This is a genomic window from Halomonas bluephagenesis (assembly GCF_054790765.1).
In genome coordinates this window covers 1,166,519-1,192,878 of the sequence record NZ_CP133631.1, presented here as the reverse complement: position 1 = coordinate 1,192,878, position 26,360 = coordinate 1,166,519, and the positions used below count along the sequence as shown (strand labels likewise).

The window sequence follows — 26,360 nt, the reverse complement described above, 5'->3', positions numbered from 1 at the left end:
ATGGTAAGCCCAGAGACGCTTGTGTTGCCTTCAGGATTAGCGCTTGGCTACGTTGATGGCCAATTGGCACTGTCAGGTGATGAGCGCCAATACGGAAAACCGCTTAGCGTGGATTTTGCCGCTGGAAAGGCAGCTCATCGCCGTCAGTTTGGTGGCGGTCGCGGGCAGTTAGTGGCAAAAGCCTGTGGGCTTGCTAAAGGCATTACGCCTAACGTTGTGGATGCCACGGCTGGTTTGGGCCGCGATGCGTTTGTACTGGCAAGCCTGGGCGCAAATGTCTTATTAATTGAACGTGTCGCGGCGATTGCCGCGCTGCTTCAAGATGGCCTCGCGCGTGCCGCAAAAACAGATACGACAGCAGAGATTGCCTTGCGTATGACGCTCCGCCATTGCGATGCCGCTGAGCAGCTGGCTGCCCTTGTGGAAAGCGCGGCCTTTGATCCTGAGGTTATTCATCTTGATCCGATGTTTCCGCACCGTGAAAAGTCGGCGTTGGTCAAAAAAGAGATGCGCTTGTTTCGAGAGCTGGCGGGAGATGACGATGATGCACCGCGCTTATTAGAAGCAGCGCTGGATGTAGCGACGCATCGAGTGGTGGTCAAGCGCCCCCGCAAAGCTCCCCCTATCGATGGCCCTGCGCCGCAGCATACGCTGGAAGGTAAAACGAGCCGTTACGATTTGTATGTCCATCGCTCGCTGGCTCGTCGCTGAGTCGTTTTATCAAGAGAAGGAGTCTCTATGCAGCACGTGTGGCGTGAAGGCAACCGCACTACTCTGTTGCCGGAAGCAACGCGATTTTTGCCAGCTATGTTTGATGCGGTTAGTCAAGCGGAGTACTACGTGCTGGTGGAGCTCTACTTGATGGAATCAGGTAAGTTAGCGAGTCAGATGAGTAATGCGCTGATCGACGCTGCTGAGCGCGGTGTAAAGGTGTTTTTGCTGCTCGATGGTTATGGCTCTATGGGATTGGAACATCGTGACCGCATACGCCTAGAGCAAGCAGGTGTCGCATTACGGTTCTTTAATCCCATTGGTTTTCACTCGCTGGCTCGTAACTTAAGCCGTGATCACCGCAAAATTGTTGTCGTGGATGGAGAGGTTGCGTTTACCGGCGGATTTGGCGCGGTGGATGAGTTTCTGGAAGCATGGTACGAAATTGCGGTGCGCATCGAAGGCCCTGTGGTCGCTGATTGGGAAGGGCTTTTTCGCCGTTTATGGCGTTCCCGGTTAACACGGCAAGCAGGTGATGGGCAGGCTAGTTCAGTGTTGCCGCCACAGCGGACAGCAGTGCATTATGCTGATGGCATACGTGGCCGTGTAATGTCAGCGAGGGGGTATCGTTACCAAGCTATTCGCCACTCGCTCTATGCGCGGGTAAATCAGGCAAACAAGCGACTTTGGCTATGTACACCTTATTTTGTGCCGACCTTCACGCTGCGCCGACGTCTTATTCGCGCAGCACGGCGTGGCGTGGATGTTTGTTTACTATTACCGGGTAGTAAACATGACCACCCAGGTGTGCGCTATGCAGGACAACGGTTTTACCAAGCGTTGTTAAAAGCCGGCGTGCGGATTTTTGAGTTCCAGCCCACGTTTATTCATGCCAAGTTTGTGTTAGCAGATAACTGGGTCAGTCTTGGTTCATGCAACTTCGACCATTGGAATCTGCACTGGAACCTTGAAGCTAATCAAGAAGTAGAAAACCAAGCCTTCGCCAAGCAAGTTCAATCGCTGTTTGAGCGTAACTTTGCCGCCAGCCAAGAAGTCGATGCTGCCGCCTGGGCCGCACGACCCTGGTGGCAGCGAGCCCGAGAGTGGGTCTATGGCGTAGTGGATGGTATTGTCACCCGTCTTAAATAATGTGCGGCTAACAATCGGCTATCGACGCTTTTTACCTTTGGCAGGGGTTTTCTTGCGTGGCTTAGGCTTTGGCGTTTCGGGGGGCACGCGGTAGTGAAGATAAAGATCCAGGACTAATTCTGGCAATTGAGCAACAAAGGTTTCCTGACTGGCCTGATCTTGGGCCATCTCAGCCATTTCTGGCTCATCATCGAATAAACCTGAGAGCGACATAAAGGGCAACAGTAGCGTGGCGGCAGCTTCTTCGTCATCTTGGAACCACGCGCTTTCGTCGCTAAAGACACCTTCCATAAACCCCGCGCACCAGTCGCCGATGGGCGTTTCCTCAGCGGGGATACCATCTAGCGTTAGCTCGAAGGGTAACTCTGGTAAACCACCCTGTTCAAGCACTGCGACGGCGTTGTCACGTAGCAGTGTTAGCAGTTGGATAATCTCGTCTCGTTCGGCATCGTCCCGATAACTTGGCTCTCCCTGAAACAGCTCAGTTAACCATTGGCTGGTGGGTAATTCGCTAGGGGCGACCGCCAATGCCACCAAAAAGCCATGGGCAGAAATAAGATCCAGTGCATCTTCGCCCACTTGCTCGGAGTCAAGGAAATCATCCAACCTATCAAGTTGCTCGTCGTCAAGCAGCGGCTGAGGCGGGGGAGTATTGGGCGACGTTGCTGCGGAAACGTTATTGCGCTCTGCCATAGGGGGCCTCATCATAAAAATCGTCTTTGAGAAAAAGATGTTGATCGGCAACACTCGTTGGCAACATCGTTACTGGTTAGTTTATCACTAATGAAGACTTTACCACTGCCCCCATGGCCTGCTGAAAAACTTGCGACACTATCTTCAGAGGCGCTCATGCACGCCGTGCGAGACAGAACTGATGAAGCGTTAAAACGCTGCCAAGAAGTCTATCCTGCGCTGCCAGCGCCAAAGGTGTGGTTCGACCTAAAAGGTGCCTCAGCAGGGCAGGCGCATCTAGGGCGTGGCGGGCTGCGTTTTAATCCTGTTTTACTGAGCAATAATCGGCAGGCGTTTTTTGACGAGGTGATTCCCCATGAAATGGCGCATTGGTTAGTCTTTCATTTAGCCAATGGCACGCGGCTCAAACCGCATGGTCGAGAATGGCAAGCTGTCATGCGAGACCTGTTTGGCCTTGAGCCTAAGGTGACTCATCGCTTTGATGTTCAGGATGCCCAGTCTCGGCCATATTATTATCAATGTGACTGTCAAACGCATTGTTTCACAGCCAGGCGTCATTCTTTAGTGGTAAAGGGGCGTCGCTATCGCTGCCGTCATTGTGATCAGACCTTGGTCTACAGTGCTTTTAAAAAACCTTGAAAGTGTTTTAACCTATTGTTTTAAATATTAAAAATGTTAATACCAATGTCTAAAGGGAAGCCGGCGTTGGGAGGTTTATGCTAGGTAAATATTAAGCGCGTCGGTGCGACTAACAATAATACCGACACCATTTTCTAGAGAGTGCAATTTCACGGACAGAGGCAACTTCATGAGCGAGCATAAAAACGTCTATCCAGTGCGCGATAGTATCGCTGCCAGTGCATGGGCTGATAAAGATAAATATGCGGCAATGTATCAGCAGTCCATGGACGACCCGGAGAGTTTCTGGGCTGAGCAAGCAAAGCGTCTTGATTGGATCAAGGCGCCAACCAAGATTAAAAACACCTCCTTTGCACGCGATAATGTTGATATTCGCTGGTTTGAAGATGGTGAGCTAAACGTTAGCGCCAACTGCCTAGATCGCCATTTGGAGAAGCGTGGCGACCAAACAGCGATTATCTGGGAGGGAGATAATCCTAACGATTCAAAACATATTACGTACCGTGAGCTTTATGAGCGCACTAACCAGCTGGCCAACGGCCTGAAGTCGCTGGGGGGAAAGAAAGGCGATACAGTGACGCTGTATATGCCGATGATTCCCGAAGCGGCCATGGCCATGTTGGCATGTGCCCGTATTGGTGCAGTGCACTCTGTTGTGTTTGGCGGCTTTTCGCCGGACGCAGTCGCTCAACGGGTGATCGGTGCTGATTCTAAATTGGTTATTACTGCCGATGAGTCGGTGCGTGGTGGTAAACACGTCCCCCTCAAAGAGAACGTTGATTCGGCCCTGACGCGCGATGGCACCGATGTGTGCAAAAACGTATTGGTGGTGAAGCGTACAGGCGGTGATATTGAGTGGCAGGAAGGGCGCGACATCTGGTTTGACGAGCTGGTAGATAAGCAATCTAGCGAATGCCCAGCCGAAACCATGAATGCTGAAGACCCGCTGTTTATTCTCTATACCTCTGGCTCAACCGGTGCGCCTAAGGGCTTAAAGCATACTACTGGCGGCTACCTTGCCTATGCGGCGATGACCCACCAGTACGTTTTTGACTATCAAGAAGGCGAAGTTTACTGGTGTACTGCGGACGTAGGCTGGGTGACAGGCCACAGCTATATTGTATACGGACCGCTTGCCAATGGTGCAACCACGCTAATGTTTGAAGGCGTGCCGAGCTATCCAAGCCATGGCCGTATGGGCGAAATTGTTGATAAACATCAGGTCAATATCCTCTATACCGCGCCTACTGCTGTCCGTGCATTAATGGCGCATGGTGATAACGTGATGGACTCTAGCAAACGTGACTCACTGCGCTTGCTAGGTTCTGTAGGCGAACCTATCAACCCAGAAGCTTGGGAGTGGTTCTATCGCGTTATTGGCAATGAGAAGTGTCCTATTGTGGACACCTGGTGGCAAACCGAAACGGGCGGCATTATGATCGCGCCACTTCCTGGCGCTACTGATCTGAAGCCTGGCTCTGCTACAACGCCCTTCTTTGGTGTGAACCCCGCGCTGGTGGATAATGAAGGCCATAAATTAGAAGGCGAGACGGAAGGCAATCTAGTCATTCTCGACTCCTGGCCGGGCCAAGCGCGCTCCATTTGGGGCGACCACGAACGCTTTGTACAGACCTACTTTTCTACTTACGACGGCATGTATTTTACAGGAGATGGCTGCCGTCGGGATGAGGATGGCTATTACTGGATTACAGGCCGGGTTGACGACGTACTTAACGTCTCAGGCCATCGTATGGGCACTGCTGAAATAGAGTCGTCTCTGGTTGCTCACTCGGCAGTGGCAGAAGCCGCCGTCGTCGGTTTCCCGCACGATATTAAAGGCCAAGGCATCTATATCTATGTAACACTTAATGATGGTATTGATCCCACGGATGAACTCAAGAAAGAGCTGACTCAATGGGTACGTAAAGATATTGGCCCGATTGCATCGCCAGATGTAATTCAGTGGGCTCCTGGGCTGCCAAAAACACGTTCTGGTAAAATTATGCGGCGCATTTTACGTAAAATTGCGGCCAATGAGTGTGATGGCCTGGGGGACACCAGCACGCTGGCTGATCCGTCGGTGGTGGACGAACTCATTGAGCATCGTGCCAACCAGTAATGTTTTTTGCCCCCAGTTATCCTTCTAGTGGGAGCACTTTTAAATGACGGATGTCATTCATTTGCTATATTAAATAAGGCAAACTGGATAGATCCGTTGCAGTGCCGGCCATGAAGCCGGCACTGTTATTTCTGTTTGAATGACGTATCAATGACAAATAGTGCATGTGATGCTTGGGAATGACGAAGCCCATGGGGTACCATGCTTCAACCGTATGAGCCTAGCGTCGCGGCGGTAGCCAACCCCGCTGCTCGAGGAACCGGAGGAATATCCATGGCAGTAGCCCATAAGTTTATCGTCGCAGACGACCATCCGCTGTTTCGTGCAGCGCTCACCCAGGCGTTGCGCCAGTTAGCCCCCCAGGCTGAGATTGTCGAAGCCGACACCATGGAAGCCACCACTGAGGTCGTTAATCGACACCCTGATGCTGATTTGATTTTGCTAGACCTCCATATGCCAGGAGCGCATGGCTTTTCAGGTTTGATTCAATTGCGTGGCCAGATGCCCGATATTCCGGTGGCGGTTGTTTCAGGCAGTGACGAGCCCTATGTAGTACGTCGTGCAATTGACTACGGCGCGTCAGGCTTTATTCCTAAATCATCCTCGCTACAGTTGATTGCTGAAGCGGTGGGGGAAATCCTGCAAGGGGAAGTTTGGCTGCCAGAAGCGTTGGCGAACGTCTTAGATGAAACCAGCGAAGAAGAGTCGCGTTTTGCGGAGGCAATTGCCTCACTGACGCCGCAGCAGTTTCGTGTGCTCAATATGCTGACGGAAGGCTTGTTGAATAAACAGATCGCCTATGAGCTTAGCGTCTCAGAAGCCACTATTAAGGCCCACGTGACGGCTATTCTGCGCAAGCTGGGAGTGCACTCGCGCACCCAGGCTGTTATTGCTGCTCAGAAACTTGAAGTGGAACCGCCGAAAGTTTCTTCTTGAAGGGTAAGCTGGATTCCCGATAACCCCCTTCGGGAATGACGGTATGGTGCATCTGTCTCGTTTCGGGAATGACGGTGTGATGCATTTGTCTCGCTGCTCTGTCATTCCCGCGTGCTTTTAGCGGGAATCCATTTTGAAGCAGGCTCCCAGGCATCAGCGGGTAAGGTCAAACTGGATTCCCGATAACCCCCTTCGGGAATGACGGTATGACGTATCATTACGTTTTCCCTCCTGCTCGGCTAGCCTGAAGGGTGCGAGTTAAAAGCGCGCGCAGCGCGGCAGGGTTGACCGGCTTAAGCAGCAGTTGATAACCCGCACGCTTAATCTCTTCGGCCACCGCTTCAGTGCGGTCGGCGGTAATCACAATGCCCGGTACGGCTCCTTCGAAGCGCTCACTGAGGGCCTCGAGTGCCATTAGCCCCGTGACTTCATTGTCCAGATGATAGTCTGCCAAGATGGCGTCGGGGTCGCCGTCCATGTTACGCAGAATCGATTTTGCACCGCCGATGCTGGTCGCGGTAAATACTTCACATCCCCAGCCGCTTAGCATGGCCGTCATGCCCTCTAAAATGAGCGTTTCGTTATCGATACACACAATGCGGGTACCCGCTAGCTTATTACCACTCCGGCGGCTTTGGGGTTCTTGGTCTGCTAAGGTTACTTCACGGGCGGCAACAATGGGAACGCTGACGCAGAATGCAGTCCCCACACCTACCCAGGACCGAACCTTAATTGGGTGGTCAAGCACGCGGCTCATACGGTCGGCAATTGATAAGCCTAAGCCGAGCCCTTTCTCACTCTCTTTATGACGCGAGACTTGATCCAATCGGCGGAACTCTTGGAAAATTTCCGTTAGCTTAGACTCAGGAATACCGGGCCCACTATCCCACACCTCTATGGAAAGTCGTCCTGCTTGGCGGCGACAGCCTAGTAGTACACGACCTTCTTGGGTATAGCGAATCGCGTTGGATAGAAAGTTTTGTACAATCCGGCGAAGCATCTGCGGATCGGAATCTACCCATTGTTGCGTCGGTACGACGACAAGATCCAGTCCACGGTCATCGGCCATTACTTCAAATTCGGCACGCAGTGGACGAATAATATCCGCCAGTGCAAAGTGGCTGCGTCGCGGTGTGAGGGCACCCGCATCAAGCTTTGAAATATCTAGCAGAGTGCCAAGCAGTTCTTCAGCGGCTTGAAGTGAGTTATCAATATGGCTGATGGTACGCTGGGTATCGCTAGCGGTGACGTTCTGCATTAATGCGGAAGTAAACAGCCGGGCTGCGTTCAGCGGCTGTAACAAGTCATGACTGGCGGCAGCCAAAAAGCGCGTTTTGGAAGCGTTAGCATCTTCAGCTAATTGCTTCGCTTGGCGCAGCGCTTGCTCTGCTTCAGCGCGCACACGGTTCTCTTGGCGCAGCGCCGCGTTGGCCTCGGAAAGTGCTTGTGTGCGCTCGCGAACGCGCTCTTCCAGAGTTTCGTTAGTCTCTTTCAAGGCGATTTCAGCTTGGCGGCGCTCAGTAATGTCTTGATAAAGCGCGAAGAAACCTAAAATCGATTGGCTATCGCCAAAGTGGGGCGTATAGGTGACCAGCATATAGCGCATGGCATCATTAACGCGCATTGAGACTTCAAAACTGACGCGCTCGCCTGCCAGCGTTCGCTGAACCCATGGCATGCGCTCTTCGGCTTTTTTTACCGGTAATACGTCTTCGTATCGGCGTCCAATCACGGCATTACGATCAATATCGAAAGCTTGTTCGTAAGCGCGGTTGGTAAATAAGTAACGGCACTCTTTATCAAAGTAGGCAATCAGCGCGGGTACATTATCGGTGTAGATACGGATGTTATTTTCAGAGCGGATCAGCGCCTCTTCGATGCGCTTCTGCTGAGTAATATCTTGATAGGTATAGACAAAACCACCGCCAGGCATCGGGTTGCCTTGGACTTCCAATACGCTGCCATCTTGGCGATAGCGCACATAACGATGGGGCTGGCCGTCGCGAATGTTGTCTAGCAGCAGTTGGACGTGCTCCTCTGGGTCTCCTGGGCCATATTCGCCGTTGTGCGCGTTGTAGCGAAAAATGCGATCCATGGGGGCGCCGACCCGTATCAAGTGATCAGGGAAGCGGAACAGCTCTAAATAGCGTTGGTTCCACACCACCAAGCGCAAATTTTGGTCAACCACGCTAATACCCTGGTTGATGTTTTCAATGGTGGCTTGGAGCAATGCGCGGTTGAACTCTAAGACTTGAGAGGCTTCATCAACGATTGAAATGACATCTGAAATGCCAATGCCGCGCCCCTGAAGTGCTGAGTTAACGACTATTCGTGCTGACGATGCACCTAACACTGACGCAAGAAAGCGTTCGGTAAATTGGATGACGTCGATAGACGCCCGTGAACTATCTTCCATGGGTTTGCCCGCGCGTCGTGCGTAATCCTCAAACGCGCGATCTACTTGGCCTGCCCCCAGAAAACGCTCACAAAGTACTTTAAGGTCGCCAACAGTAGTGGCGCCTGTCCAAGGGCGGTTTACGGATGTTTGGCGGGTTTCAACGCTATCGACAAACAGCGATGCCTGAATACGCTCTACAACCCGCTGAGAAGTCACTTGTGAAACAAAGATATAGCAGAATAAGTTGATACCCAGCGACAGCATGACACCGTGGGTAAATGGATCGCCGAGGTTTAAGCCAAATAGGGTTGTGGGCGATAACCAGTTAAGCCCAAGAGGGCCACCCGCTAGCCATGCTTGAGGAAGCACACCGGCATTGATCATTGCAGGCATTAACAGGCTGTACGCCCAAATCGCAAAGCCTGCGTTCATGCCAACGATAACGCCGAGGCGGTTACCGCGCTTCCAATACAGCCCGCCGATGAGTGCGGGGGCAAACTGAGCGGCGGCCGCAAAGGACAGCATGCCAATTGAGGCCAGCGAGGTGAATTCGGCAATGAGCTGATAGAAGCCGTAAGCCATTGCCAGAACAGCGACAATGGTAAGGCGGCGCGCGCGGAGTACTAAGCGGCCATAGTCGCGAGCTTTGGTGTCGAACCAACGCAACCTGAAGAGCGCTGGGATCACGATCTCGTTAGAAATCATGATAGAAACTGCCACTGCCGCCACAATAACCATGCCTGTCGCGGCAGAAAATCCGCCAATAAAGGTTAAAAGGGTCAGCCACTGCTGGCCGGACGCCATCGAAAGAGCAAGTACGTAAGTATCAGGCTCGACCCCACTTTCCGAAAACAGCAGTAGCCCAGCTGCCGCCAAAGGCACAACAAAAAAGGCGACCGCGAGTAGGTAAAGAGGGAATAGCCAGCGTGCTTTCGTTGCATCGTCTGGATGAATATTTTCCACCACTGCCACATGGAACTGGCGTGGCAGGCAAAGTATGGCGAGCATCGCGAGCAGCGTTTGCGCCCAGAAGCTTTGGCCAAAATCTTGATTGGCTAGCTGGCGCTGCAACTCCAATTGACTTTCGGCGTGGCCCATCAGTTCGCCCAGGCCATCAAACATGCCCCAGGTAACAAACGCGCCGAGGACAACAAAGGCCAGCAGCTTTACCAGAGATTCAAACGCTACCGCATGAATCAGCCCTTCGTGGTGCTCCGTCGCATCTGTGTGGCGAGTCCCGAAAAGGATAGCGAAGATTGCCATGACGATAGCGACATAAAACGCTGTGTCGCCAAACAGCGGCGTATGGGTCATATCCGTTGCGTCGGTAAGAACGCTAAAGGTGGTAGACACCGCTTTTAACTGCAGGGCAATGTAGGGCAGGGTACCAATGAGGGCGACTAAACTGGCAAACGCCGCAAGAGACTGTGTTTTGCCGTAGCGGGAAGCAATAAAGTCAGCGATTGACGTGACGTTTTGATGTTTGGCAACGCGAATCATTTTTGCCAGAACAGGCCAAAACAGCAGAAACGTTAAGATCGGGCCGACAAAGATACTGGCAAATGACCAGCCTGCCGTCGCAGCTTGTCCCACCGCGCCGTAGAACGTCCACGAGGTGCAGTAAATTGCCAATGCCAAACTGTAAATGATTGGCCGTCGGCGGCTGGCGCCGTGAGTGCGTGCACGGCGATCACCGAACCAGGCAATTCCAAACAGCACCGCAATATAAAGCAGTGATCCCGCGACCAGCAGCCCGCCATGAAACATGTCGTCTCCCCACGTTGAAAGCTTCGCCTAGCGACTATCTAATAACCACTATTTAAAAACGATCATCTAAATAAAGGCCCTATTCTAGGCGAAGGAGGGGCATCACGTCTGCTGGTCGGCGGCAAGTTGGCAAACGGTTGTTAACAAAGGGGCGGTTTCCTGTAGCGTGCGGCGTTCGCTTAATTCAGCGTCGCCAGTCTCTGTATTCAGGGGGATTATCTCACGGTGTGTGCAGTTCAAGACATAAGGCTGAGTGGTCAGTATATCGGTATGGCGGCGTTCGAATTGGTAGAGAATAAACTCAGCAATCAACTCATTGTCAATGTGACGAGCGCGTACATTGTCGCTATCAACGATGCTGAATTTAGTCGTCATCGGAAACACAAAGGTCCATGGACGCCACACAGCGCTAGACGTATCGCTGGAAATGACGATGGCAGTTTCAGGTAGTTGAGAGCGCTTGTGTTCAAACCAGCTGTATTCGGTTGAGACCTGATCCCCCAGCATGCCCAAGCCACCAAAAACGGGCACAATCCATTTAGGCAGCCGTTTACGGCTAAGCGTTCTAAGTAATAGGCCTATCCCTGCGGCGGCAAGCCCTGCAAATACAGCGGCAACAAGATGCCAGATCATAAAATATCCTTTCTAAATGACATCGGGCTCCCCTAAGGAAGCCCGATTAAGTATCGATTCCGAATCTAATGGCAATGTGCCAAAGAGGGATCCGATTATGACTTAGTGGTCGACCGCTACACCAGCACCTTTCGGATAACGAACGCTTTCTACCAAGTCTTGAATCTCCTGCGGAGGCTCTTCCGTTGCGCTAGAGACAGCAAACGCAGTTGCAAAGTTAATCATCGCACCTACTGCACCGAAGGAGAGCGGTGAAATGCCCAGGATCCAATTATCTGGCGTGTTGGCCAGCATGTTGGTGCCGGGTACAAAGAACCAGCCGAGGTAGGTGAAGATGTAGAGCAGGGTGCAGATCAAGCCCGCTAGCATGCCGCAAATCGCGCCTTTGCTGTTCATGCGCTTGGAGAAAATACCCATCATCAGCGCTGGGAACAGTGAGGCACCGGCGATACCAAAGGCAAGCGCAACGGTCTGTGCTGCGAACCCGGGTGGATTAAGCCCGAGATAGGTAGCCAGAAGAATTGCACCGCCCATTGAGATGCGTGCTGCCAGCATTTCACCCTTTTCAGAGATTTTCGGATTGATCATTGTTTTGATCAAGTCATGACTAATGGCTGACGAGATAGCCAATAGTAGGCCAGCCGCTGTTGAAAGAGCTGCAGCGATACCACCTGCCGCAATAAGGCCGATAACCCAGCCCGGCAAGTTGGCAATTTCAGGGTTCGCCAGTACGAGAATGTCATTATTAACGGTTAGCTCGTTACCTTCCCAGCCACGATCAGAAAAGTCGACAGCATCGTTGTACATCTGGATGCGGCCATCATTGTTGAGATCGTTGAAGGCGATAAGCCCTGTTTCTTCCCAAGTGCGAACCCACTCAGGGCGATCTTCGTAGAGAATCGGATTGTTGGCAGCTTCTTCGTAGTTCTCCACCTGCCCTGCCATATCTGGATAGACGGTGGTAGCCAAGTTTAGACGTGCCATGGAACCAACCGCTGGTGCGGTGAGGTACAACAGTGCAATGAACACGAGAGCCCAGCCAGCAGACCAGCGTGCATCAGCAACTTTCGGTACAGTGAAAAAGCGGATAATGACGTGGGGTAAACCAGCAGTACCGACCATCAGCGACAGGGTAAACAGCACCATGTTCAGCTTATTATCGACGTCAGCAGTATAGTCGCGGAAACCAAGCGCATTGACTACTTCGTCCAACTTGGTCAGCAGCGGAATGCCGGATTCAGTATGAGTACTGAACATGCCGAACATAGGAATCGGGTTGCCGGTTAGCTGCATGGCAATGAACACCGCCGGAATAGTGTAGGCGATGATAAGCACTACGTACTGGGCGACTTGAGTGTAGGTAATGCCTTTCATGCCGCCGAAAACGGCATACAGGAAAACAATCAATGCTGCGATCCAGATACCCCAGGTGTTGCTAACTTCCAAGAAGCGTGAGAAAGCAACGCCCGCACCGGTCATTTGACCGATGACGTAAGTAACAGAGGCAACGATCAAGCACACAATCGCGACGAAGCGCGCAGTGTTGCTGTAGAAGCGGTCACCGATAAAGTCGGGCACTGTAAACTTGCCAAACTTACGCAGATAAGGCGCTAGCAGCATTGCCAAGATAACGTAGCCGCCGGTCCAGCCCATTAAGAAGGTGGAGTTCGCGTACCCGCCAGAAGCTAGCAGACCGGCCATTGAAATAAACGATGCGGCTGACATCCAGTCAGCGGCAGTGGCCATGCCGTTGGTGATAGGGTGAACGCCGCCACCGGCGACGTAGAAGTCTTTGGTCGACCCGGCTCGTGCCCATATCGCAATCCCGATATAGAGCGCAAACGACGCGCCGACAAACAATAGGTTAATTGCAAACTGGCTCATACTGGCTTACTCCCCAAGGCCGAATTTTGCATCGAGCTTGTTCATTCTCCAGGCATAGAAGAAGATCAGCACGATGAAGGTGAGGATGGAGCCCTGCTGAGCGAACCAAAAGCCCAAGTCAGTCCCACCAACGGGAATGCCCGCCAATAGCGGACGAAAAAGGATGGCACATCCATAAGAAACGAACGCCCAAACGACCAAGCATCCAAAGATTAATCGGACGTTGGCTTTCCAGTATTCAGCAGCGTTGGATTTGTCATCTGCCATTGTGGTGCTCTCCAGTTGTGATTTTTAGGGTTGGAAAGTTAACTCAGGATAGCGTGTGATCCATCAGGGCAATCCTTCATAGAAAACCGCTCTTTTAGTTGTCTGTGATGATTTAGTGCGATTAGACGCATCACCTTGTCAGTTAAGTTGCTCTGCTGGTTAATGGATTGGCAAGGTTTTCTTCAGTGTCTTGATAAGTATTTAACAAGTATCACATGAACATCCTGTATAGCCCGTTGTTAATAGTGGGCAATAATTGCAAAAAATAAATCCCAGACTTTGGTATCAATGAGCTTTCAGGGCGTATTGTGATGTTTGTATGGGAAAATAAATACTTGTTTTTGAAGTTTTTTGAACGTTTCTGTCTATGTGATAGGACGATGGTCTATGGGTCGCTTAAAAGCAATGTTTGCTACTTTTAATAGGTGGTATATTAAATGGCCAAGTTTGCTAAGTCATGTCGCTACTTTGGTCGCTAAACAAACGTCGTTAAGACGTTAGCGGTATAGCAAAAGGTATAATAAAAGGCGCTGGTTAAAAAACAATCAAACCTTAAGCCATTCTTGTTCTTCATCGCGATTAAGTGGGGTCACTCATGATTGACGTTGATCTTTCCCAATTGCCTTTCACATTAATTGATGATGAGGGGCGTGACCACGTACGTCGTAGTATGGACATCGCCTATTTTGATCGTGATGAAATTATTATCGAGATGGGGCAAGCGGGGGAATCAGTTTTTTTGATTCATAAAGGCGAAGTCGCTGAGCTTGACCCTACCTTGCCAGCATCCAGTGCACGGATTGGGCACTACACGGCTGGTGATCTGTTTGGTGCTATTAGTATTCTGAATGGTAAGAGTCGCTACCGATTCCAAGCCGAGCAAGAATGCTTATGTTATGTGATGCCTAAGGCGCTCTTTATAAAGCTGTGTCGTCATCATCCTGACTTCGAAAATTTCTTCAAGCAGTCGTTATCGCACAAAGCGCGCTTGATGACTGAAAAGCGTGCCGAAGGCGGTGTGACCATGGCCGGCTTTATGTTGGCTAAGGTCAGCGAATGCATGCGCGAACCCCTTATCATGGACGCATCAACAGATATTGCCAGCGCGGTGCGTCAACTCAACGATAGCCATGCGGATAGCTTGCTAGTCAACACCCAGGGCGAGTTTGGCATTGTCACTAAAACCGATTTGCTCAATGGCGTCGTGCTGAATAACTATGAACATACATCGCCCGTTGAGGATGTGGCCCATTTCTCGTTGGTGACCGTTACCCCGAATCAGTACCTATTTGAAGCGCTTGTGCTAATGACACGGCATAAAGTAACGCGCGTGGTGGTTATGGAGCAGGGGGCCCTGAAAGGGGTGGTAGAGCTGACGGATGTGCTTAGTTATTTTTCGAGCCGTAGCTATGTCGTTAGCTTGCAGGTGGAACAGGCTAATAGCTTAGAAGCCTTAGCGGCTGCCAGCCAACGCACGCCAGAGCTGGTGAATGCGCTTATGGCGCAAGGGGTAAAGCTACGTTTTGCCATGGATCTACTGGCCGCGTTGAATGGCCGAATTATGAATAAGGCGTGGTCATTTGTTATTCCTGAACAGTACCACTCCCAAAGCTGCCTGATGGTCATGGGTAGTGAGGGGCGCGGTGAACAAATTCTTAAAACAGATCAGGATAATGGCCTGATTCTAGCTGATGACAGCCAATGGCCTTCGCTTGCCGAAGATATGAATACGCTGACCCAAACGCTGATTCAGCTTGGCTATCCTCCATGCCCAGGTAATATCATGGTGTCTAATCCTGAGTGGGTTGGCACGGTGTCGCAATGGAAAAACAACATTGCCAAATGGGTGAGTGCAAGAGATGGCGATAGCCTAATGAAGTTGGCAATTTTGCTGGATGCCCATGGTGTTGCTGGCAATCCGCAACTGCTAGATAGCGTGCGTGCGGCGCTGTTTGAACGCTGCTCTAGGGATGAGTTACTGCTGTCATATTTTGCACGCGCTGCGCTGCGCTTCTCTACGCCGTTAACGCTATTTGGTTCCTTAAAAAAGCCCCAGCATGGGATTGATATTAAAAAAGGCGGTATTTTCCCCATTGTCCATGGGGTGCGCACAATGGCGCTCGAACGACGAATTAACGCGACTTCTACCTTAGACCGGCTGGACGCTCTGGCTGAAGATGGTCGTCTTGATCGCCGTTTTGCTGACGATTTGGGCGAGGCGCTGGCGCTGTTTACCGAACTACGTTTAAAGCAACAGCTGCAGACAGCGGAAGCGTCGACTGAGCAGCGCAGCAACCGCGTGGTGGTGCAAGAACTCTCATCCCTTGAGCGCGATTTATTGCGTGAGGCGCTGCACATCGTAAAAGATTTTAAACAGCGGCTCTCCCATCGTTATCATTTGGAGTATTCGTGAGCGGAATGCGCTTGTTAGACCGGCATATGTCATTACTCAGTGGCTCGCTACGTACGTTAATGCAGCGCGAAAGCGACCGCCGCCGCTGGGCAGATTCCCCCTACGCATGGCTTTTTCAGCCCTACATGGGCGAGGAAATGGTCGCGCTTGCCTGTCAGGTTAGCCCAGGTCAATCTCCGGTGCTCAGCGTAGCGGCTGTTGTCTTAAGTCCGGGGAGAGTGCATACCAGCCGAGCCTGGGTGGCTACTTTGGCAGGAGAGCAAAACAACAATGGTTCTACGCTGCGTCGACATCATCAGCTGTACGCGACGGACACGGTACTGGCACCTAACGCTGAGCATCTTGGAGCGCTGGCTGAATTCATCGGTAATCGGCCGCTAATTGGTTGGCAGCTAGGCCGTTCGGTGGAACAGCTTAATCATTTGTTTAAAGCAGGGCTGGGGTTTGGTTTGCCTAATGCCCAGGTCGATGTGGGAAAACTGCACTATCGCCAGTTGCGTCGCTTACATCCACAGTGCGAGACGGGCGGCCGCCTAACGGAAGCACTTGCTCGTTGGCAAATGCCCGCTCTCCAATGGATGGGGGGGTTGGGGGATGCAACCGCAAGTGCGCTTTTGTATCTGCGTTTGCAGCGTGAGATCGCCCAGCAGGGGTAGGGTTACGACCCGCATACGATGAATCCACGGGTTTATCTTGGGTGGACGTGGTGAGTATTGTTAGAATGCCTGCTGCTTCTTCTACCATCGGCAGTGCCTACACCATGCTACAACCTGATTATTTTGATCCCGCTGCGTCTAAAACTGTTGCTGTTGGCAGCACTTCTGTTGATCACTTACAGACTCAGTCCGAGCATCACGACGCCAAGCAGAAGCGTGAATTCAATAAGCTACAAAAGCGCTTACGGCGAGAAGTTGGCAACGCCATCATTGATTATCAAATGATTGGCGAAGGCGACAAGGTGATGGTGTGCCTGTCTGGTGGCAAAGATAGCTATACGATGCTGGAGATACTGCTTAACCTGCAGCGCAATGCGCCGGTTAATTTCTCCTTGGTCGCCGTTAATATGGATCAAAAACAGCCAGGTTTTCCAGAGCATGTGTTGCCCCAGTACCTGGATAAAGTGGGTGTTGAATACCACATTCTAGAGCGCGACACCTACTCGGTGGTGAAAGAGAAAACCCCTGAGGGCAAAACGACCTGCGCGCTCTGCTCACGATTAAGACGTGGTTCTCTTTATGGCTTTGCCGAGGAGATTGGGGCGACGAAAATTGCTCTAGGGCATCATCGTGAAGATATTTTAGAAACGTTGTTTCTTAATATGTTCTTTGGCGGCACCTTGAAAGCAATGCCTCCTAAACTCTTATCTGATGATGGTAAAAATATTGTGATTCGCCCCCTTGCCTACTGCAAGGAGGCAGATATTGCAGAGTTTTCTCGTTTAATGGAATTTCCCATTATTCCCTGTAATTTATGTGGCTCCCAGCCGAACCTCCAGCGACAAGTCGTCAAAGATATGTTGGCGGAATGGGATAAAAAACACCCAGGACGTCTAGAAAGCATGTTTAAGGCAGTGACCAATGTAGCGCCTTCACAGCTGGCAGCCCGCCATTTATTTGACTTTGCTGGCCTTGAAGCCAAACAAGCGGCATTGATGGAAGGGCGTATTCAAGCATTTACCGTGGATTAGCCGTTAGCTCTTCCTCTTCAGCCAATGTGATGAGGCGTCGCATATCTAGGATATTAACCTCGCGACCTGAAACAGCCACCACGTCTTGCTGTTGAAAGCGGCTAAGAATACGGCTGACCGTTTCTACCGCCAAGCCTAAGTAATTGCCAATGTCAGCGCGGGACATGGAGAGTCTGAAACTGTACGGCGAGTACCCTCGTCGACGGAAACGGTCTGAGAGAGTGACCAAAAAGCTCGCCAGCCGCTGGTCGGCTGTCTTGCGCGACAGTAAACGCATCATACGGCGGTCGTCACGCAACTCTTTACTCATACTTCGATACAGCTGACCGCGTAGTTCGGGCAGCTCTTCGGAAAGCATATCCAGGCGGTCAAACGGGATTTCACACACCGTGGTGGTTTCCAACGCAATCACACTGCCGGGGTAGTGCTCTTCATCAATTCCGTCCAATCCCACCAGTTCGCTGGGAAGGTAGAAATTTGTCAGTTGATCATTACCGTTACCCTCGCTGGTCACCTGTTTCAGGCTGCCTGAGCGAACGGCATACACACTGGTAAAGCGATCACCCTGGCGAAACAGTGGCTCGCCTTTTTTGAGTGGTGCGCGACGACGGATGATGGCATCAAACTGACTCATGTCCTCAAGCTCTAAGGCGAGCGGTAGACACAACGAGCTTAAGCTACAGGTTTGGCAGCGCGCCTCTTGCAGCAGTGAACGTCGTTGGCTGACGGGGTGTGGCATATTATTCTCCCTTTCTCGTTAGCCATCATAGGCCCAGGGGCAAGACGTCTCAAGAAGCTTATACAATCTTCGAGTAGCGCTGAGTAGGTTGGTCACCTAGGCGAGCATCAAAGGCCATCGCCAAGTGGCGAATCAGCAGCTGTCCAGTGGGAGTGGCGCTAATAACTTGCTGATGGCGAGTGATCAAGCCGTCTTGCTCAGCTATTTCCAGCTGTTCAGTTGCGGTGGAGAAATAGTCATTAGCATCGATGTGCCAACGCTTTCCAACGTCCGCTAAATCAATATGCATGTCGCACATTAGCCTTTCAATAACGTCTCTTCGTATTAGGTCATCCTTATTTAACCTTAATCCTTTGACGGTTGCTAGCTTACCTTTATCTAAGGCCGCTTCATATTGGTCAAGCCGAGTCGGGTTTTGTGCGTAAACGTCGTCCACCCGTGAAATGGCGGATACGCCTAATCCAACTAAATCGCACTGTGCATGGCTAGAGTAGCCCTGGAAATTGCGCTGCAAGGTGCCGTTACGCTGAGCAAGCGCTAGGCTATCGTCAGGGCGCGCAAAGTGATCCATACCAATATGTACATAGCCTGCGTTAGTCAGCATTTCAATGGTGGTATGCAAAATAGCCAGTTTTTCATCGGCACTGGGGAGGTCTGCTTCGTTAATGCGTCGTTGAGGAGCAAAGCGGGTGGGCATGTGCGCATAATTAAATACGGACAGCCGTGCCGGGTTTAGTTCGATAACCTGACTCAGCGTTTCGGCAAAGCTTTTTTCCGTTTGAAATGGTAGCCCATAAATTAAATCAAGATTGAGCGAGCGAAAGCCAAGACGGTGGGCTTCTTCCATTAACGTTTCGGTGAGTACCCGGGGCTGTACACGGTTGATGGCTTTTTGTACCTGCGGGTTTAAATCCTGTACGCCAAGGCTTAGCCGATTAAAGCCGAGTGACTGTAGGTGGCGCAAGGTAAACACGTCTGCTTCGCGGGGGTCTATTTCAATGGCGTAATCGCGATCAGCTGAGCTAGATAAACCGAAACGGGCATCTAAGCGATCAATCAGATCTCCCATTTGAGCCAAGGTAAGAAACGTGGGCGTGCCGCCGCCCCAGTGTAGCTGTTGCACCGGGCGAGAGGTGTCTAAATGACGGGCCGTAAGCACCATTTCTCGATCTAGCCGAGAAAGGTAAGGTTCCGCAAGGGCGGTATTTTTCGTCGCGATTTTATTACACGCGCAATAGAAACAAATTTTTCGACAAAAGGGCACATGCACATATAGGGATAGCGGTCGGCTGCTTTCATTACTGCGCTCTAGCGCCTGGGTAAAATTATCGGCGCTAAACTGCTCGTGAAACGCGAGAGCCGTTGGGTAAGACGTGTAACGCGGGCCACTTTTGTCGTAGCGACGAAGCAACGCTTCATCCCAGGCTGTGGCCCCAGGCGCTTCAGTGTTGGGAAGAGAGAAGGCGGCAGTGGCATGGACGGGCATGGCGAGCGCTCCGAAGTGAAAAATAAACAAAAGGAGTGACTGAGCGCAGTCGCTCAGGGTTCTCTTGGCATGCTACTTCGGCGTTACTTGGAAAGCGTTGAGCTATATCAAGCTATAGGAGTATCTGCCTAATGCGCTGCGTGGGGAATAAGCGTCCATAGCTGCCAAAGGGCGAAGCTGATGATCGACAGGGCGGCAATGCTTCGAGTGGCGGGATGGCGAATTAAATGGCTGAGCTGCTGTGCTGCCAGACCCGTTGCCAGTAGGGCGGGGAGTGTACCCAGGCCAAAAGCTCCCATTAGGAGAGCGCCATCGAGTGGGTCTGCAATGGCGAGGCTCCAAGCTAACATCGAATAAACCAGACCGCAGGGCAGCCAGCCCCATAGTGCGCCTAGGGTGAAGGCTTGAGGAAGGTGTACGACAGGCATCAAACGTCTCCCTACCGGCTCTATATAGCGCCAAAGGTGCCTCCCTACTGCTTCTATTTTTAGCAGCCCCTTCCACCAGTTAGCGATATAGAGTGCCATCAAGATAAGCATTAATGCGGCGAAAGCCTGCAGCGCAATACGTGCAGTCGGTGAGAGTGAAATAAGTGTGCCAAGTGCAGCAACAATCGCACCCGCCACCATATAGCTGAGAATACGTCCCGCGTTATAGCTAATCAGCAACCCACCCATGCGTGCAGGGTGTCGCATGCTAGGCGGCACGGCAAAGGTTAGTGCGCTCATAATACCGCCACACATACCGATACAGTGGGCGCCGCCCATTAAGCCAAATACAAACGCGGCTAGTAGGGGCGGTAAATCAAAGCCCGTAGGATTCATGCGGGTGGCTCTTGATTATCTTGCGAAGAAGAGGCGGGTTTTTTTCGTGCTGCGCGCTGCTCAGGGGGCAGGTCATTCTCATCATCGTCGAATAGGATACGATGGGCCGGGCCTTCCAGGTCGTCGAACTGGTCGTGCTTAACGGCCCAGAAAAACGCCCACACCGCGAGGCCCAGTAGTATCAGTGAAAGTGGAATCAGTAAATATAAGATCGTCATGCCGTCACCGGTTTTGATAGGGCAACCTGAGGGGCGGACGGCGTACGCCAGCGCGTAAGACGAAGCGCGTTACCTACGACGACCAGGGAGCTTAGCGACATGCCAATCGCAGCAAGCCAGGGGGGGATTAATCCCATTGCCGCTAAAGGGAGTGCCGAAAAATTGTAGCAAACCGACCACATCATGTTTTGACGCATAATGCGACGCGTGGCGCAGGAAATATCAATTGCCTCAAAAATACGCATTAGACGCGGACTGAGCAATATAGCGTCGGCGCGGGTGCGGGCGAGATCTGTGGCGCCATTCATGGCAATGGCGACGTCAGCACCGGCCAGCACCGGCACATCATTGATACCGTCACCAATCATCACGACACGTTCACCGCTGGCTTGCAGCTCACGTAACCGCTCCAGCTTGCCCTCAGGCGATTTGCCAGCATGCCAAGTGGTGATGTTGAGCTGCTCAGCTAAGCTCTCTACCGCCTCTTGTGTGTCACCGGAAAGTAGCTCTACTTCCAGTCCGCGGGCTTGAAGTGCGGCAACAGTTTGGGCCGCATCCTCGCGGATGCCATCGTGCAGCTTGAACCAAGCACGCGGCACACTGTTTTCACTGAGTAAAAGCCATTGGCCGGTTCCTGGCGGAGGCAGCGCGGTTGTTGTAGCAAAATCGGGTTTGCCTAATCGCCACGTTGCGCCGTTCAAAGTGCCTTCTAGGCCGCTTCCGGTCACGCTTTTAACGTTGCGTGCTTGCAGTGTGGCATCTCGGAATGGGCGGAAAGCCCTGGCAATTGGGTGTTCAGAGTGCGCTTCTAACGCCGCTGCAATGGCTTTTGCATGCCCTTCACTGAGCGGCGTATTGCTGTTGGTGAGATGCTGTTGAGTAATAGGGTGTGTTTGGGTCAGTTGCATCTCACCGCGTGTCAACGTACCGGTCTTATCAAAAATCACGCGGGTAACGTTGGAGAGTGACTCTATCGCGTCAGCGCGAGTAATCAGTACGCCTCGCTGGCGCAGTTGACCATGTCCTGCTGTCAGCGCAGTGGGGGTGGCCAGTGCCAGTGCACAAGGGCAAGTGACTACTAATACCGAGAGCAGCACCCATAGCACGCGAGATGGATCAATAAACCACCATGCGACTGTGACACACGCGGTAACGATCAGCAGCCGTAATACAAACAGGTGCGCCATACGCGCCGCCATCTGGGCAAGTCGTGGGCGACTTGCAAAGGCGCGATCGGTTAAATCGACAATACCGGCCACTCTGGCGCTATTGCCAGCATGGGTTACCTTTATGGTGAGCGGGTTTTCCATGTTTTGGCTGCCACCCACCACGCTTTCGCCTACCCGTCGAGTCACTGGCAAATACTCACCGGTCAGCATCGACTCGTCCAGGCTGGATTCGCCGTCTTCGATAATGCCATCAGCGGGAACGCCATGACCGGGCTTGATGAGCACGCGGTCGCCTTCTTTAAGTTCACTGGCAGGCAGAATGCGTTCACTGCCATCAGCTTCAAGGCGAATAGCAGACACTGGCAAAACTCCGCTCAGCGCATTGCCACTGTGGCCGCTGCGCCGCCTGGCCCTACCTTCTACATAACGGCCAAATAGCAAGAAAAAGGTAAACATGGCGACTGAGTCGAAATAAACATCGCCAACGTTAAACAGCACTGCATAACTGCTCGCCAAATAGGCGCCGCCAATGGCTAGCGAGACCGGCACATCCATGCCAAGAACGCCCGTTTTCAGGTCACGCAGCGCGTTACGGAAAAAAGGTTGTGCTGAGAAAAACACCACGGGCGTAGCTAGGGCAAACGATAGCCAGTGAAACAGAGCGTAAAAGTCTTCGCTAAGCTCACCAGGCCCCGACACATAAATGGGAATGGAGAACATCATGACCTGCATCATCCCGACTGCCGCGACAATCAGGCGGCGCACATTCATGCGTTCTTCATGTTGCAAGCGCGTTTGGGCTTGGTCAGGTTCATAGGGCTGCGCATCGTAGCCAATGGCCGCTAGTTCAGCGAACAGCTGTGAGAGGTTGATGACAGTAGGGTCCCAGCTAACACGTAGACGATGATGAGTAAGGTTGACCGCGCTAGAAGTGACGCCATCAAGTGCATTCAAACGGTGTTCAATGAGCCAGGCGCAGGCTGCACAGGTGATGCCGTCTATTGCTAGTGTGGCTCGTACTTGTCCTTCGTCACCCTCTGGGTGAACAAACTGGGCTTGTAGCCCTGGGTCATCAAACACTGACCAGGTTTCTGCTTTGACAGCCTGACGCTCGTCAGGGCGCTCAGGCATTTCTGTGCGATAGCGATAGTAGCTTTCTAGCCCGCCATCGACGATGGCATGAGCGACAGCTTCGCAACCGGGGCAGCACAGCGGGTGGGGGGTGTCGTCAATGTTAATACACCACGGTGCCCCTTCGGGCACCGGGTTGCCGCAGTGGTAGCAGCTGAGGGCGGTCGTGGTCATTCGTTCTCCGAGCGCCCACCAGGTAGTAATGCAATAGTGTTTTCATCAGGGAAGCGTGCTTCGCCGATTAACCGCCAATCTGCTTCACTACCCTGCTCTGGCTGCAGCTGTAGATACCAGCGATAGCGCAAATTGTCAGGCCCTTGGGTGATGTAGCGACCTTCACGCACATGTTCAAGTACAAACGACTGGTCACGGTCGTCTTCGGTGGGGAAAATAAGATCTAGATAGAGCTTGTCTGGGCGAGCATCACCAGCAAGATCAATAACGATATCGCTGGTAAGCGGGTCAATGCGTAGCTCGGCGCTTAAGTTCAAGGCGCGGGCTTGCTCTTGCTTCGCGAATATCACGTTAATCGCTTTACCGTGCTCGTAATAATCTTCCTGCACCACCATACCGTCGTAGCTTTTAATCGACAAAACCGCAAAGGTTGTGCTGACCACAATGGATGAGAACAGCAGGCCTAACAAAAACCATGGCCAGAACTGTTTGTACCAAGGCGTAATCGTAGGGTCTGACATAACGCATTTATCTCCTGGCATTGCCTAAGAAGCGGGCTTCACGCTCTTGACGGATTTGCTCATCTTGTTGTGCTTGTAGCACAAAAGTAATGGGGTGGCTGGGTTGGCTCAGGTCTTGTGGATTTGCGAGAACGGTCACTACCTGAATGCGTGACTCGCCAGCTGGTACGCTAATCGATGTATTATCTAGCGTTAAGCTAGGTAAGCCTGACGCACTGATTTGATAAGTGTGTGGCTCGTTATCGAGGTTACGCACTGTGAGACTGTAAACATTGCTGATTTGCCCTTCTCGGGTCATTTGGTAGAGCTGTGTGCGCTCGCGTTCAGCGTCGAAACTAAGCGGTATGCGGTCATTAACCGCCCAGGCAAACGCAACCACCATAATGATCAGTGCGGTAAAGTAGCCCAGTAGTCGGGGGCGTAAAATGTGGCTTTTTTTGCCTTCCAGCGAGTTTTCCGTTGTGTAACGAATGAGCCCTTTAGGGTAGCCCATTTTGTCCATGACGCTGTCGCAGGCATCAATACAGGCGGCACAGGTAATACACTCATACTGGAGTCCATCACGAATATCGATACCTGTCGGGCAAACCTGAACACATAGCTCGCAGTCGATGCAGTCGCCAAAGCCAGCTTCTCTCGCCTGAGTGTGGCTAAGCGACTTCTTGCGTCGACCTCTTGGCTCGCCGCGTGTTTCGTCGTACGACACAATCAGCGTGTCGCGATCAAACATGACTGACTGGAAGCGTGCATAGGGGCACATATAAATGCACACCTGTTCGCGCAGCCAGCCCGCATTTAAATAGGTAAATACTAAGAAGAAGCCAACCAAAAAATAGGCCCAGCCATGGGCTTCTAGCGTCGGTAACTCCATTACAAGCGTGCGAATAGGAGTGAAGTAACCTACGAAAGTAATCCCGGTAGCCAGGGCGATCACTAACCAAACGGTATGTTTAGCCCCTTTTCGCCACGCTTTGTCAGCGTTCATTGACTGCTTGTCGAGCTTAATACGATGGTTTCTAGACCCTTCTATGCGATGCTCAACCCAGATAAACAAAAATGTCCAGACACTTTGTGGGCAGGTATAGCCACACCAAACTCGCCCAGCAAAGACGGTGATAAAAAATAGCCCAAAGGCACAAATAATAAGCAGCCACGAAAGCAATACAAACTCTTGCGGATAAAAAGTAGCAGCAAAAATATGGAACTCTCGGCCTGGCAGGTCAAACCATATGGCAGGGCGATCGCCCCAGTTCAGCCAAGGGAGCAGGAAAAAGCCCAGCATCAGTGCCCAGTTGGCGCAGCGTCTTACTTTTTGGAAGAGGCCTTTAATTTCGCGCACATAAATATGTCGGCGCTTAGCATACATATCCTGAGTGGTGCTTTCACCTGGGGTATGGTGCCCAACGGGCGGCGGCGTAATATCTTGGCTAGGTATTTTTTCCATGGCGATGATCGCAGCTCAATAAGGCAAGAATAGGCGGCAGCATGGATATCGTGGCGTTAAAACCTACGACGCTAGATAACGCAGCGGTATGCCGTGTCGCTAAACAATAGTGTAACGGATAGAGAAGGGGTCTGGATGAGCGATGGATGAAGAAAGGGTGCGGTATGAAACCGCACCCTTATACGCCTATAGATCTATGCAGCTAGCGAGAAACTAGTCGTTGAAGCGCAGGCTGTAGACATAGGCTGCCACTAGGTGAACACGCTCTTCACCGATATAAGCCGCTTGCGCTGGCATGTGGCCGTTACGACCGTTACGCAGCGTTTGGCGGACAGAGTCGGCAACACTTTGCCCTGGCGCTTGATAAAGCCAAATATCATTCGTCAGATTGGGTGCGCCCAAGGCGATGTTGCCCGTTCCACTCGGTGTATGACACGCGGCACAAGCCGCAAGGAACGTGCTTTCACCGCTGGCTGCACGCTCTGCATCGTGCTCCAAATCGGAGAGGGAGAGTACGTACTGGGTGAGGTTCTCAATGTTATTCTCACCTAACTGTTGCCAAGCAGGCATTAACCCATTACGCCCATTATTCAATGTCATCATGATGTTTTCCGGCTCGCCACCATAAAGCCAGTCATCATCAGTCAAGTCTGGGAAGCCGTAGCCCCCTTGGGCGTTAGAGCCGTGGCATACCGCACAGTTGTTCAAGTAAACACGCTCTGCTACCCGCATTGCTTCAGCGTCTCTTGCCAGCTCAGGAATAGGTATTTCCTGATACTGGGCAAAAATCGGCGTGAAGCGCTCTTCGGCATCAGCAACTTCTTCTTCCCACTGACTTTCTTGGGACCAGCCCAACACGCCTGCGTAGTTACCCAAACCTGGGTAAAGCACCAGGTAACCCAAGGCGAAAATGACGGTGAGTACAAACAATTGGAACCACCAACGAGGTAGTGCGTTGTCGTACTCTTCGATCCCGTCGGCCGCGTGGCCAGTGGTTTCGACATTGCCATCGGCATCTGGCGTTTTATCGGTTCGGCGGGTGGCAAATAAGATCCAAACGCTTAGTGCGATAGTGCCCAGCGTGATGACAATAATCCAGGCGCTCCAGAAGCTGGATAGGGAGTCACCCCATAAATTATTCATGTATTTTTATCTCCCCTGTCGTGGCGGGAATCCACTTCGTGTTTAGGCGAAGTATGCTTATCACGGGGCGGTTGCTTATCATCATCGGCGAAGGGCAGGTTGGCTGCTTCGTCGAAGTCTGGTTTGCGTCGCTTTGAATAGGCCCATATAAAGATGCCAATGAAAGCGACGATCAAAATCAGCGTGATAAGACCGCGGAAAGTTCCCGTATCCAT

General features: G+C 52.0%; 22 protein-coding genes. 8 read left to right on the top strand and 14 right to left on the bottom strand.

Features of this window, described 5'->3' with window-relative positions:
- On the top strand, positions 1–711 hold the full coding sequence (locus REH51_RS05390) for a class I SAM-dependent methyltransferase (protein WP_143759688.1): 711 nt from the start codon (positions 1–3) through the stop codon (positions 709–711).
- Between the two features lie 27 nt (positions 712–738).
- The gene (locus tag REH51_RS05385; protein WP_009721282.1) at positions 739–1,860 is read left to right on the top strand and encodes a phospholipase D-like domain-containing protein; all 1,122 of its coding nucleotides are present in this window, start codon (positions 739–741) and stop codon (positions 1,858–1,860) included.
- A gap of 18 nt (positions 1,861–1,878) precedes the next feature.
- Here REH51_RS05385 and REH51_RS05380 read toward each other — a convergent pair whose 3' ends face one another.
- A complete protein-coding gene (locus tag REH51_RS05380) occupies positions 1,879–2,553 on the bottom strand; it encodes a YecA/YgfB family protein (protein ID WP_498937094.1) in 675 nt (224 codons plus the stop codon).
- 90 nt (positions 2,554–2,643) lie between these two features.
- Between REH51_RS05380 and REH51_RS05375 the strand changes: the two genes are divergently transcribed.
- The 3 genes from REH51_RS05375 (at position 2,644) to REH51_RS05365 (ending at position 6,247) form a co-directional block, all read left to right on the top strand.
- A complete protein-coding gene (locus tag REH51_RS05375; protein ID WP_039868362.1) occupies positions 2,644–3,192 on the top strand; it encodes a SprT family zinc-dependent metalloprotease in 549 nt (182 codons plus the stop codon).
- A gap of 169 nt (positions 3,193–3,361) precedes the next feature.
- Positions 3,362–5,311, top strand: a complete 1,950-nt coding sequence (gene acs / locus REH51_RS05370) for an acetate--CoA ligase (RefSeq protein ID WP_498937092.1) — start codon at positions 3,362–3,364, stop codon at positions 5,309–5,311.
- 273 nt (positions 5,312–5,584) lie between these two features.
- A complete protein-coding gene (locus REH51_RS05365) occupies positions 5,585–6,247 on the top strand; it encodes a response regulator (RefSeq protein ID WP_009721286.1) in 663 nt (220 codons plus the stop codon).
- Positions 6,248–6,464: 217 nt separating this feature from the next.
- Here the strand turns inward: REH51_RS05365 and REH51_RS05360 are convergent, their stop codons facing one another.
- The 4 genes from REH51_RS05360 to REH51_RS05345 all read right to left on the bottom strand — a co-directional run bounded on the left by REH51_RS05360 (position 6,465) and on the right by REH51_RS05345 (position 13,196).
- Positions 6,465–10,412: a hybrid sensor histidine kinase/response regulator gene (locus REH51_RS05360; protein WP_498937090.1), complete on the bottom strand. Its 3,948-nt coding sequence runs from the start codon at positions 10,410–10,412 to the stop codon at positions 6,465–6,467.
- Positions 10,413–10,514: 102 nt separating this feature from the next.
- The gene (locus tag REH51_RS05355; protein ID WP_498937088.1) at positions 10,515–11,045 is read right to left on the bottom strand and encodes a hypothetical protein; all 531 of its coding nucleotides are present in this window, start codon (positions 11,043–11,045) and stop codon (positions 10,515–10,517) included.
- Positions 11,046–11,147: 102 nt separating this feature from the next.
- Complete coding sequence (locus REH51_RS05350) at positions 11,148–12,929, bottom strand: sodium:solute symporter family protein (protein ID WP_009721289.1); 1,782 nt, start codon at positions 12,927–12,929, stop codon at positions 11,148–11,150.
- A 6-nt stretch (positions 12,930–12,935) separates the two neighbouring features.
- Positions 12,936–13,196: a DUF4212 domain-containing protein gene (locus tag REH51_RS05345; protein WP_009721290.1), complete on the bottom strand. Its 261-nt coding sequence runs from the start codon at positions 13,194–13,196 to the stop codon at positions 12,936–12,938.
- 595 nt (positions 13,197–13,791) lie between these two features.
- Here REH51_RS05345 and REH51_RS05340 point away from each other — a divergent pair.
- The 3 genes from REH51_RS05340 to ttcA all read left to right on the top strand — a co-directional run bounded on the left by REH51_RS05340 (position 13,792) and on the right by ttcA (position 17,296).
- Positions 13,792–15,609, top strand: a complete 1,818-nt coding sequence (locus tag REH51_RS05340) for a putative nucleotidyltransferase substrate binding domain-containing protein (RefSeq protein WP_009721291.1) — start codon at positions 13,792–13,794, stop codon at positions 15,607–15,609.
- Between the two features lie 5 nt (positions 15,610–15,614).
- On the top strand, positions 15,615–16,265 hold the full coding sequence (locus tag REH51_RS05335) for a 3'-5' exonuclease family protein (protein ID WP_498937713.1): 651 nt from the start codon (positions 15,615–15,617) through the stop codon (positions 16,263–16,265).
- A 104-nt stretch (positions 16,266–16,369) separates the two neighbouring features.
- The gene (gene ttcA, locus REH51_RS05330) at positions 16,370–17,296 is read left to right on the top strand and encodes a tRNA 2-thiocytidine(32) synthetase TtcA (RefSeq protein ID WP_498937711.1); all 927 of its coding nucleotides are present in this window, start codon (positions 16,370–16,372) and stop codon (positions 17,294–17,296) included.
- Here the strand turns inward: ttcA and fnr are convergent.
- The 9 genes from fnr to REH51_RS05285 all read right to left on the bottom strand — a co-directional run bounded on the left by fnr (position 17,283) and on the right by REH51_RS05285 (position 26,360).
- Positions 17,283–18,035, bottom strand: coding sequence for a fumarate/nitrate reduction transcriptional regulator Fnr (gene fnr / locus REH51_RS05325; protein WP_498937086.1), 753 nt, complete (start codon positions 18,033–18,035; stop codon positions 17,283–17,285). The two genes, ttcA and fnr, sit on opposite strands and share 14 nt — an antisense overlap.
- Before the next feature lie 58 nt (positions 18,036–18,093).
- Complete coding sequence (hemN, locus tag REH51_RS05320) at positions 18,094–19,521, bottom strand: oxygen-independent coproporphyrinogen III oxidase (RefSeq protein WP_009721296.1); 1,428 nt, start codon at positions 19,519–19,521, stop codon at positions 18,094–18,096.
- 128 nt (positions 19,522–19,649) lie between these two features.
- The gene (locus REH51_RS05315) at positions 19,650–20,345 is read right to left on the bottom strand and encodes a sulfite exporter TauE/SafE family protein (protein WP_009721297.1); all 696 of its coding nucleotides are present in this window, start codon (positions 20,343–20,345) and stop codon (positions 19,650–19,652) included.
- Complete coding sequence (gene ccoS, locus REH51_RS05310) at positions 20,342–20,563, bottom strand: cbb3-type cytochrome oxidase assembly protein CcoS (protein ID WP_498937084.1); 222 nt, start codon at positions 20,561–20,563, stop codon at positions 20,342–20,344. The genes REH51_RS05315 and ccoS overlap by 4 nt, the downstream gene beginning before the upstream one ends.
- Positions 20,560–23,037, bottom strand: coding sequence for a heavy metal translocating P-type ATPase (locus REH51_RS05305; RefSeq protein ID WP_498937082.1), 2,478 nt, complete (start codon positions 23,035–23,037; stop codon positions 20,560–20,562). The genes ccoS and REH51_RS05305 overlap by 4 nt, the downstream gene beginning before the upstream one ends.
- Complete coding sequence (locus tag REH51_RS05300) at positions 23,034–23,558, bottom strand: FixH family protein (RefSeq protein ID WP_009721300.1); 525 nt, start codon at positions 23,556–23,558, stop codon at positions 23,034–23,036. Before REH51_RS05300 ends, REH51_RS05305 begins: the two co-directional genes overlap by 4 nt.
- A gap of 7 nt (positions 23,559–23,565) precedes the next feature.
- Positions 23,566–25,002, bottom strand: a complete 1,437-nt coding sequence (gene ccoG / locus REH51_RS05295; RefSeq protein WP_498937080.1) for a cytochrome c oxidase accessory protein CcoG — start codon at positions 25,000–25,002, stop codon at positions 23,566–23,568.
- A gap of 213 nt (positions 25,003–25,215) precedes the next feature.
- Entirely contained in the window at positions 25,216–26,145 is a 930-nt protein-coding gene (gene ccoP, locus REH51_RS05290; protein WP_498937078.1) for a cytochrome-c oxidase, cbb3-type subunit III, read from the bottom strand.
- Positions 26,142–26,360, bottom strand: coding sequence for a CcoQ/FixQ family Cbb3-type cytochrome c oxidase assembly chaperone (locus REH51_RS05285; RefSeq protein ID WP_009721303.1), 219 nt, complete (start codon positions 26,358–26,360; stop codon positions 26,142–26,144). The genes ccoP and REH51_RS05285 overlap by 4 nt, the downstream gene beginning before the upstream one ends.

Bases quoted from the DNA above. Each gene is read 5' to 3' on its own strand.
- REH51_RS05360 (WP_498937090.1), bottom strand. From the start codon at position 10,412: ATGTTTCATGGCGGGCTGCTGGTCGCGGGATCACTGCTTTATATTGCG.
- ccoP (WP_498937078.1), bottom strand. From the start codon at position 26,145: ATGAATAATTTATGGGGTGACTCCCTATCCAGCTTCTGGAGCGCCTGG.
- REH51_RS05390 (WP_143759688.1), top strand. From the start codon at position 1: ATGGTAAGCCCAGAGACGCTTGTGTTGCCTTCAGGATTAGCGCTTGGC.
- REH51_RS05350 (WP_009721289.1), bottom strand. From the start codon at position 12,929: ATGAGCCAGTTTGCAATTAACCTATTGTTTGTCGGCGCGTCGTTTGCG.
- ccoS (WP_498937084.1), bottom strand. From the start codon at position 20,563: ATGACGATCTTATATTTACTGATTCCACTTTCACTGATACTACTGGGC.
- REH51_RS05345 (WP_009721290.1), bottom strand. From the start codon at position 13,196: ATGGCAGATGACAAATCCAACGCTGCTGAATACTGGAAAGCCAACGTC.
- REH51_RS05385 (WP_009721282.1), top strand. From the start codon at position 739: ATGCAGCACGTGTGGCGTGAAGGCAACCGCACTACTCTGTTGCCGGAA.
- REH51_RS05375 (WP_039868362.1), top strand. From the start codon at position 2,644: ATGAAGACTTTACCACTGCCCCCATGGCCTGCTGAAAAACTTGCGACA.
- REH51_RS05300 (WP_009721300.1), bottom strand. From the start codon at position 23,558: ATGTCAGACCCTACGATTACGCCTTGGTACAAACAGTTCTGGCCATGG.
- REH51_RS05335 (WP_498937713.1), top strand. From the start codon at position 15,615: ATGCGCTTGTTAGACCGGCATATGTCATTACTCAGTGGCTCGCTACGT.
- ttcA (WP_498937711.1), top strand. From the start codon at position 16,370: ATGCTACAACCTGATTATTTTGATCCCGCTGCGTCTAAAACTGTTGCT.
- hemN (WP_009721296.1), bottom strand. From the start codon at position 19,521: ATGCCCGTCCATGCCACTGCCGCCTTCTCTCTTCCCAACACTGAAGCG.
- REH51_RS05380 (WP_498937094.1), bottom strand. From the start codon at position 2,553: ATGGCAGAGCGCAATAACGTTTCCGCAGCAACGTCGCCCAATACTCCC.
- REH51_RS05305 (WP_498937082.1), bottom strand. From the start codon at position 23,037: ATGACCACGACCGCCCTCAGCTGCTACCACTGCGGCAACCCGGTGCCC.
- REH51_RS05355 (WP_498937088.1), bottom strand. From the start codon at position 11,045: ATGATCTGGCATCTTGTTGCCGCTGTATTTGCAGGGCTTGCCGCCGCA.
- fnr (WP_498937086.1), bottom strand. From the start codon at position 18,035: ATGCCACACCCCGTCAGCCAACGACGTTCACTGCTGCAAGAGGCGCGC.
- REH51_RS05285 (WP_009721303.1), bottom strand. From the start codon at position 26,360: ATGGATACGGGAACTTTCCGCGGTCTTATCACGCTGATTTTGATCGTC.
- REH51_RS05315 (WP_009721297.1), bottom strand. From the start codon at position 20,345: ATGAATCCTACGGGCTTTGATTTACCGCCCCTACTAGCCGCGTTTGTA.
- REH51_RS05365 (WP_009721286.1), top strand. From the start codon at position 5,585: ATGGCAGTAGCCCATAAGTTTATCGTCGCAGACGACCATCCGCTGTTT.
- ccoG (WP_498937080.1), bottom strand. From the start codon at position 25,002: ATGGAAAAAATACCTAGCCAAGATATTACGCCGCCGCCCGTTGGGCAC.
- REH51_RS05340 (WP_009721291.1), top strand. From the start codon at position 13,792: ATGATTGACGTTGATCTTTCCCAATTGCCTTTCACATTAATTGATGAT.
- acs (WP_498937092.1), top strand. From the start codon at position 3,362: ATGAGCGAGCATAAAAACGTCTATCCAGTGCGCGATAGTATCGCTGCC.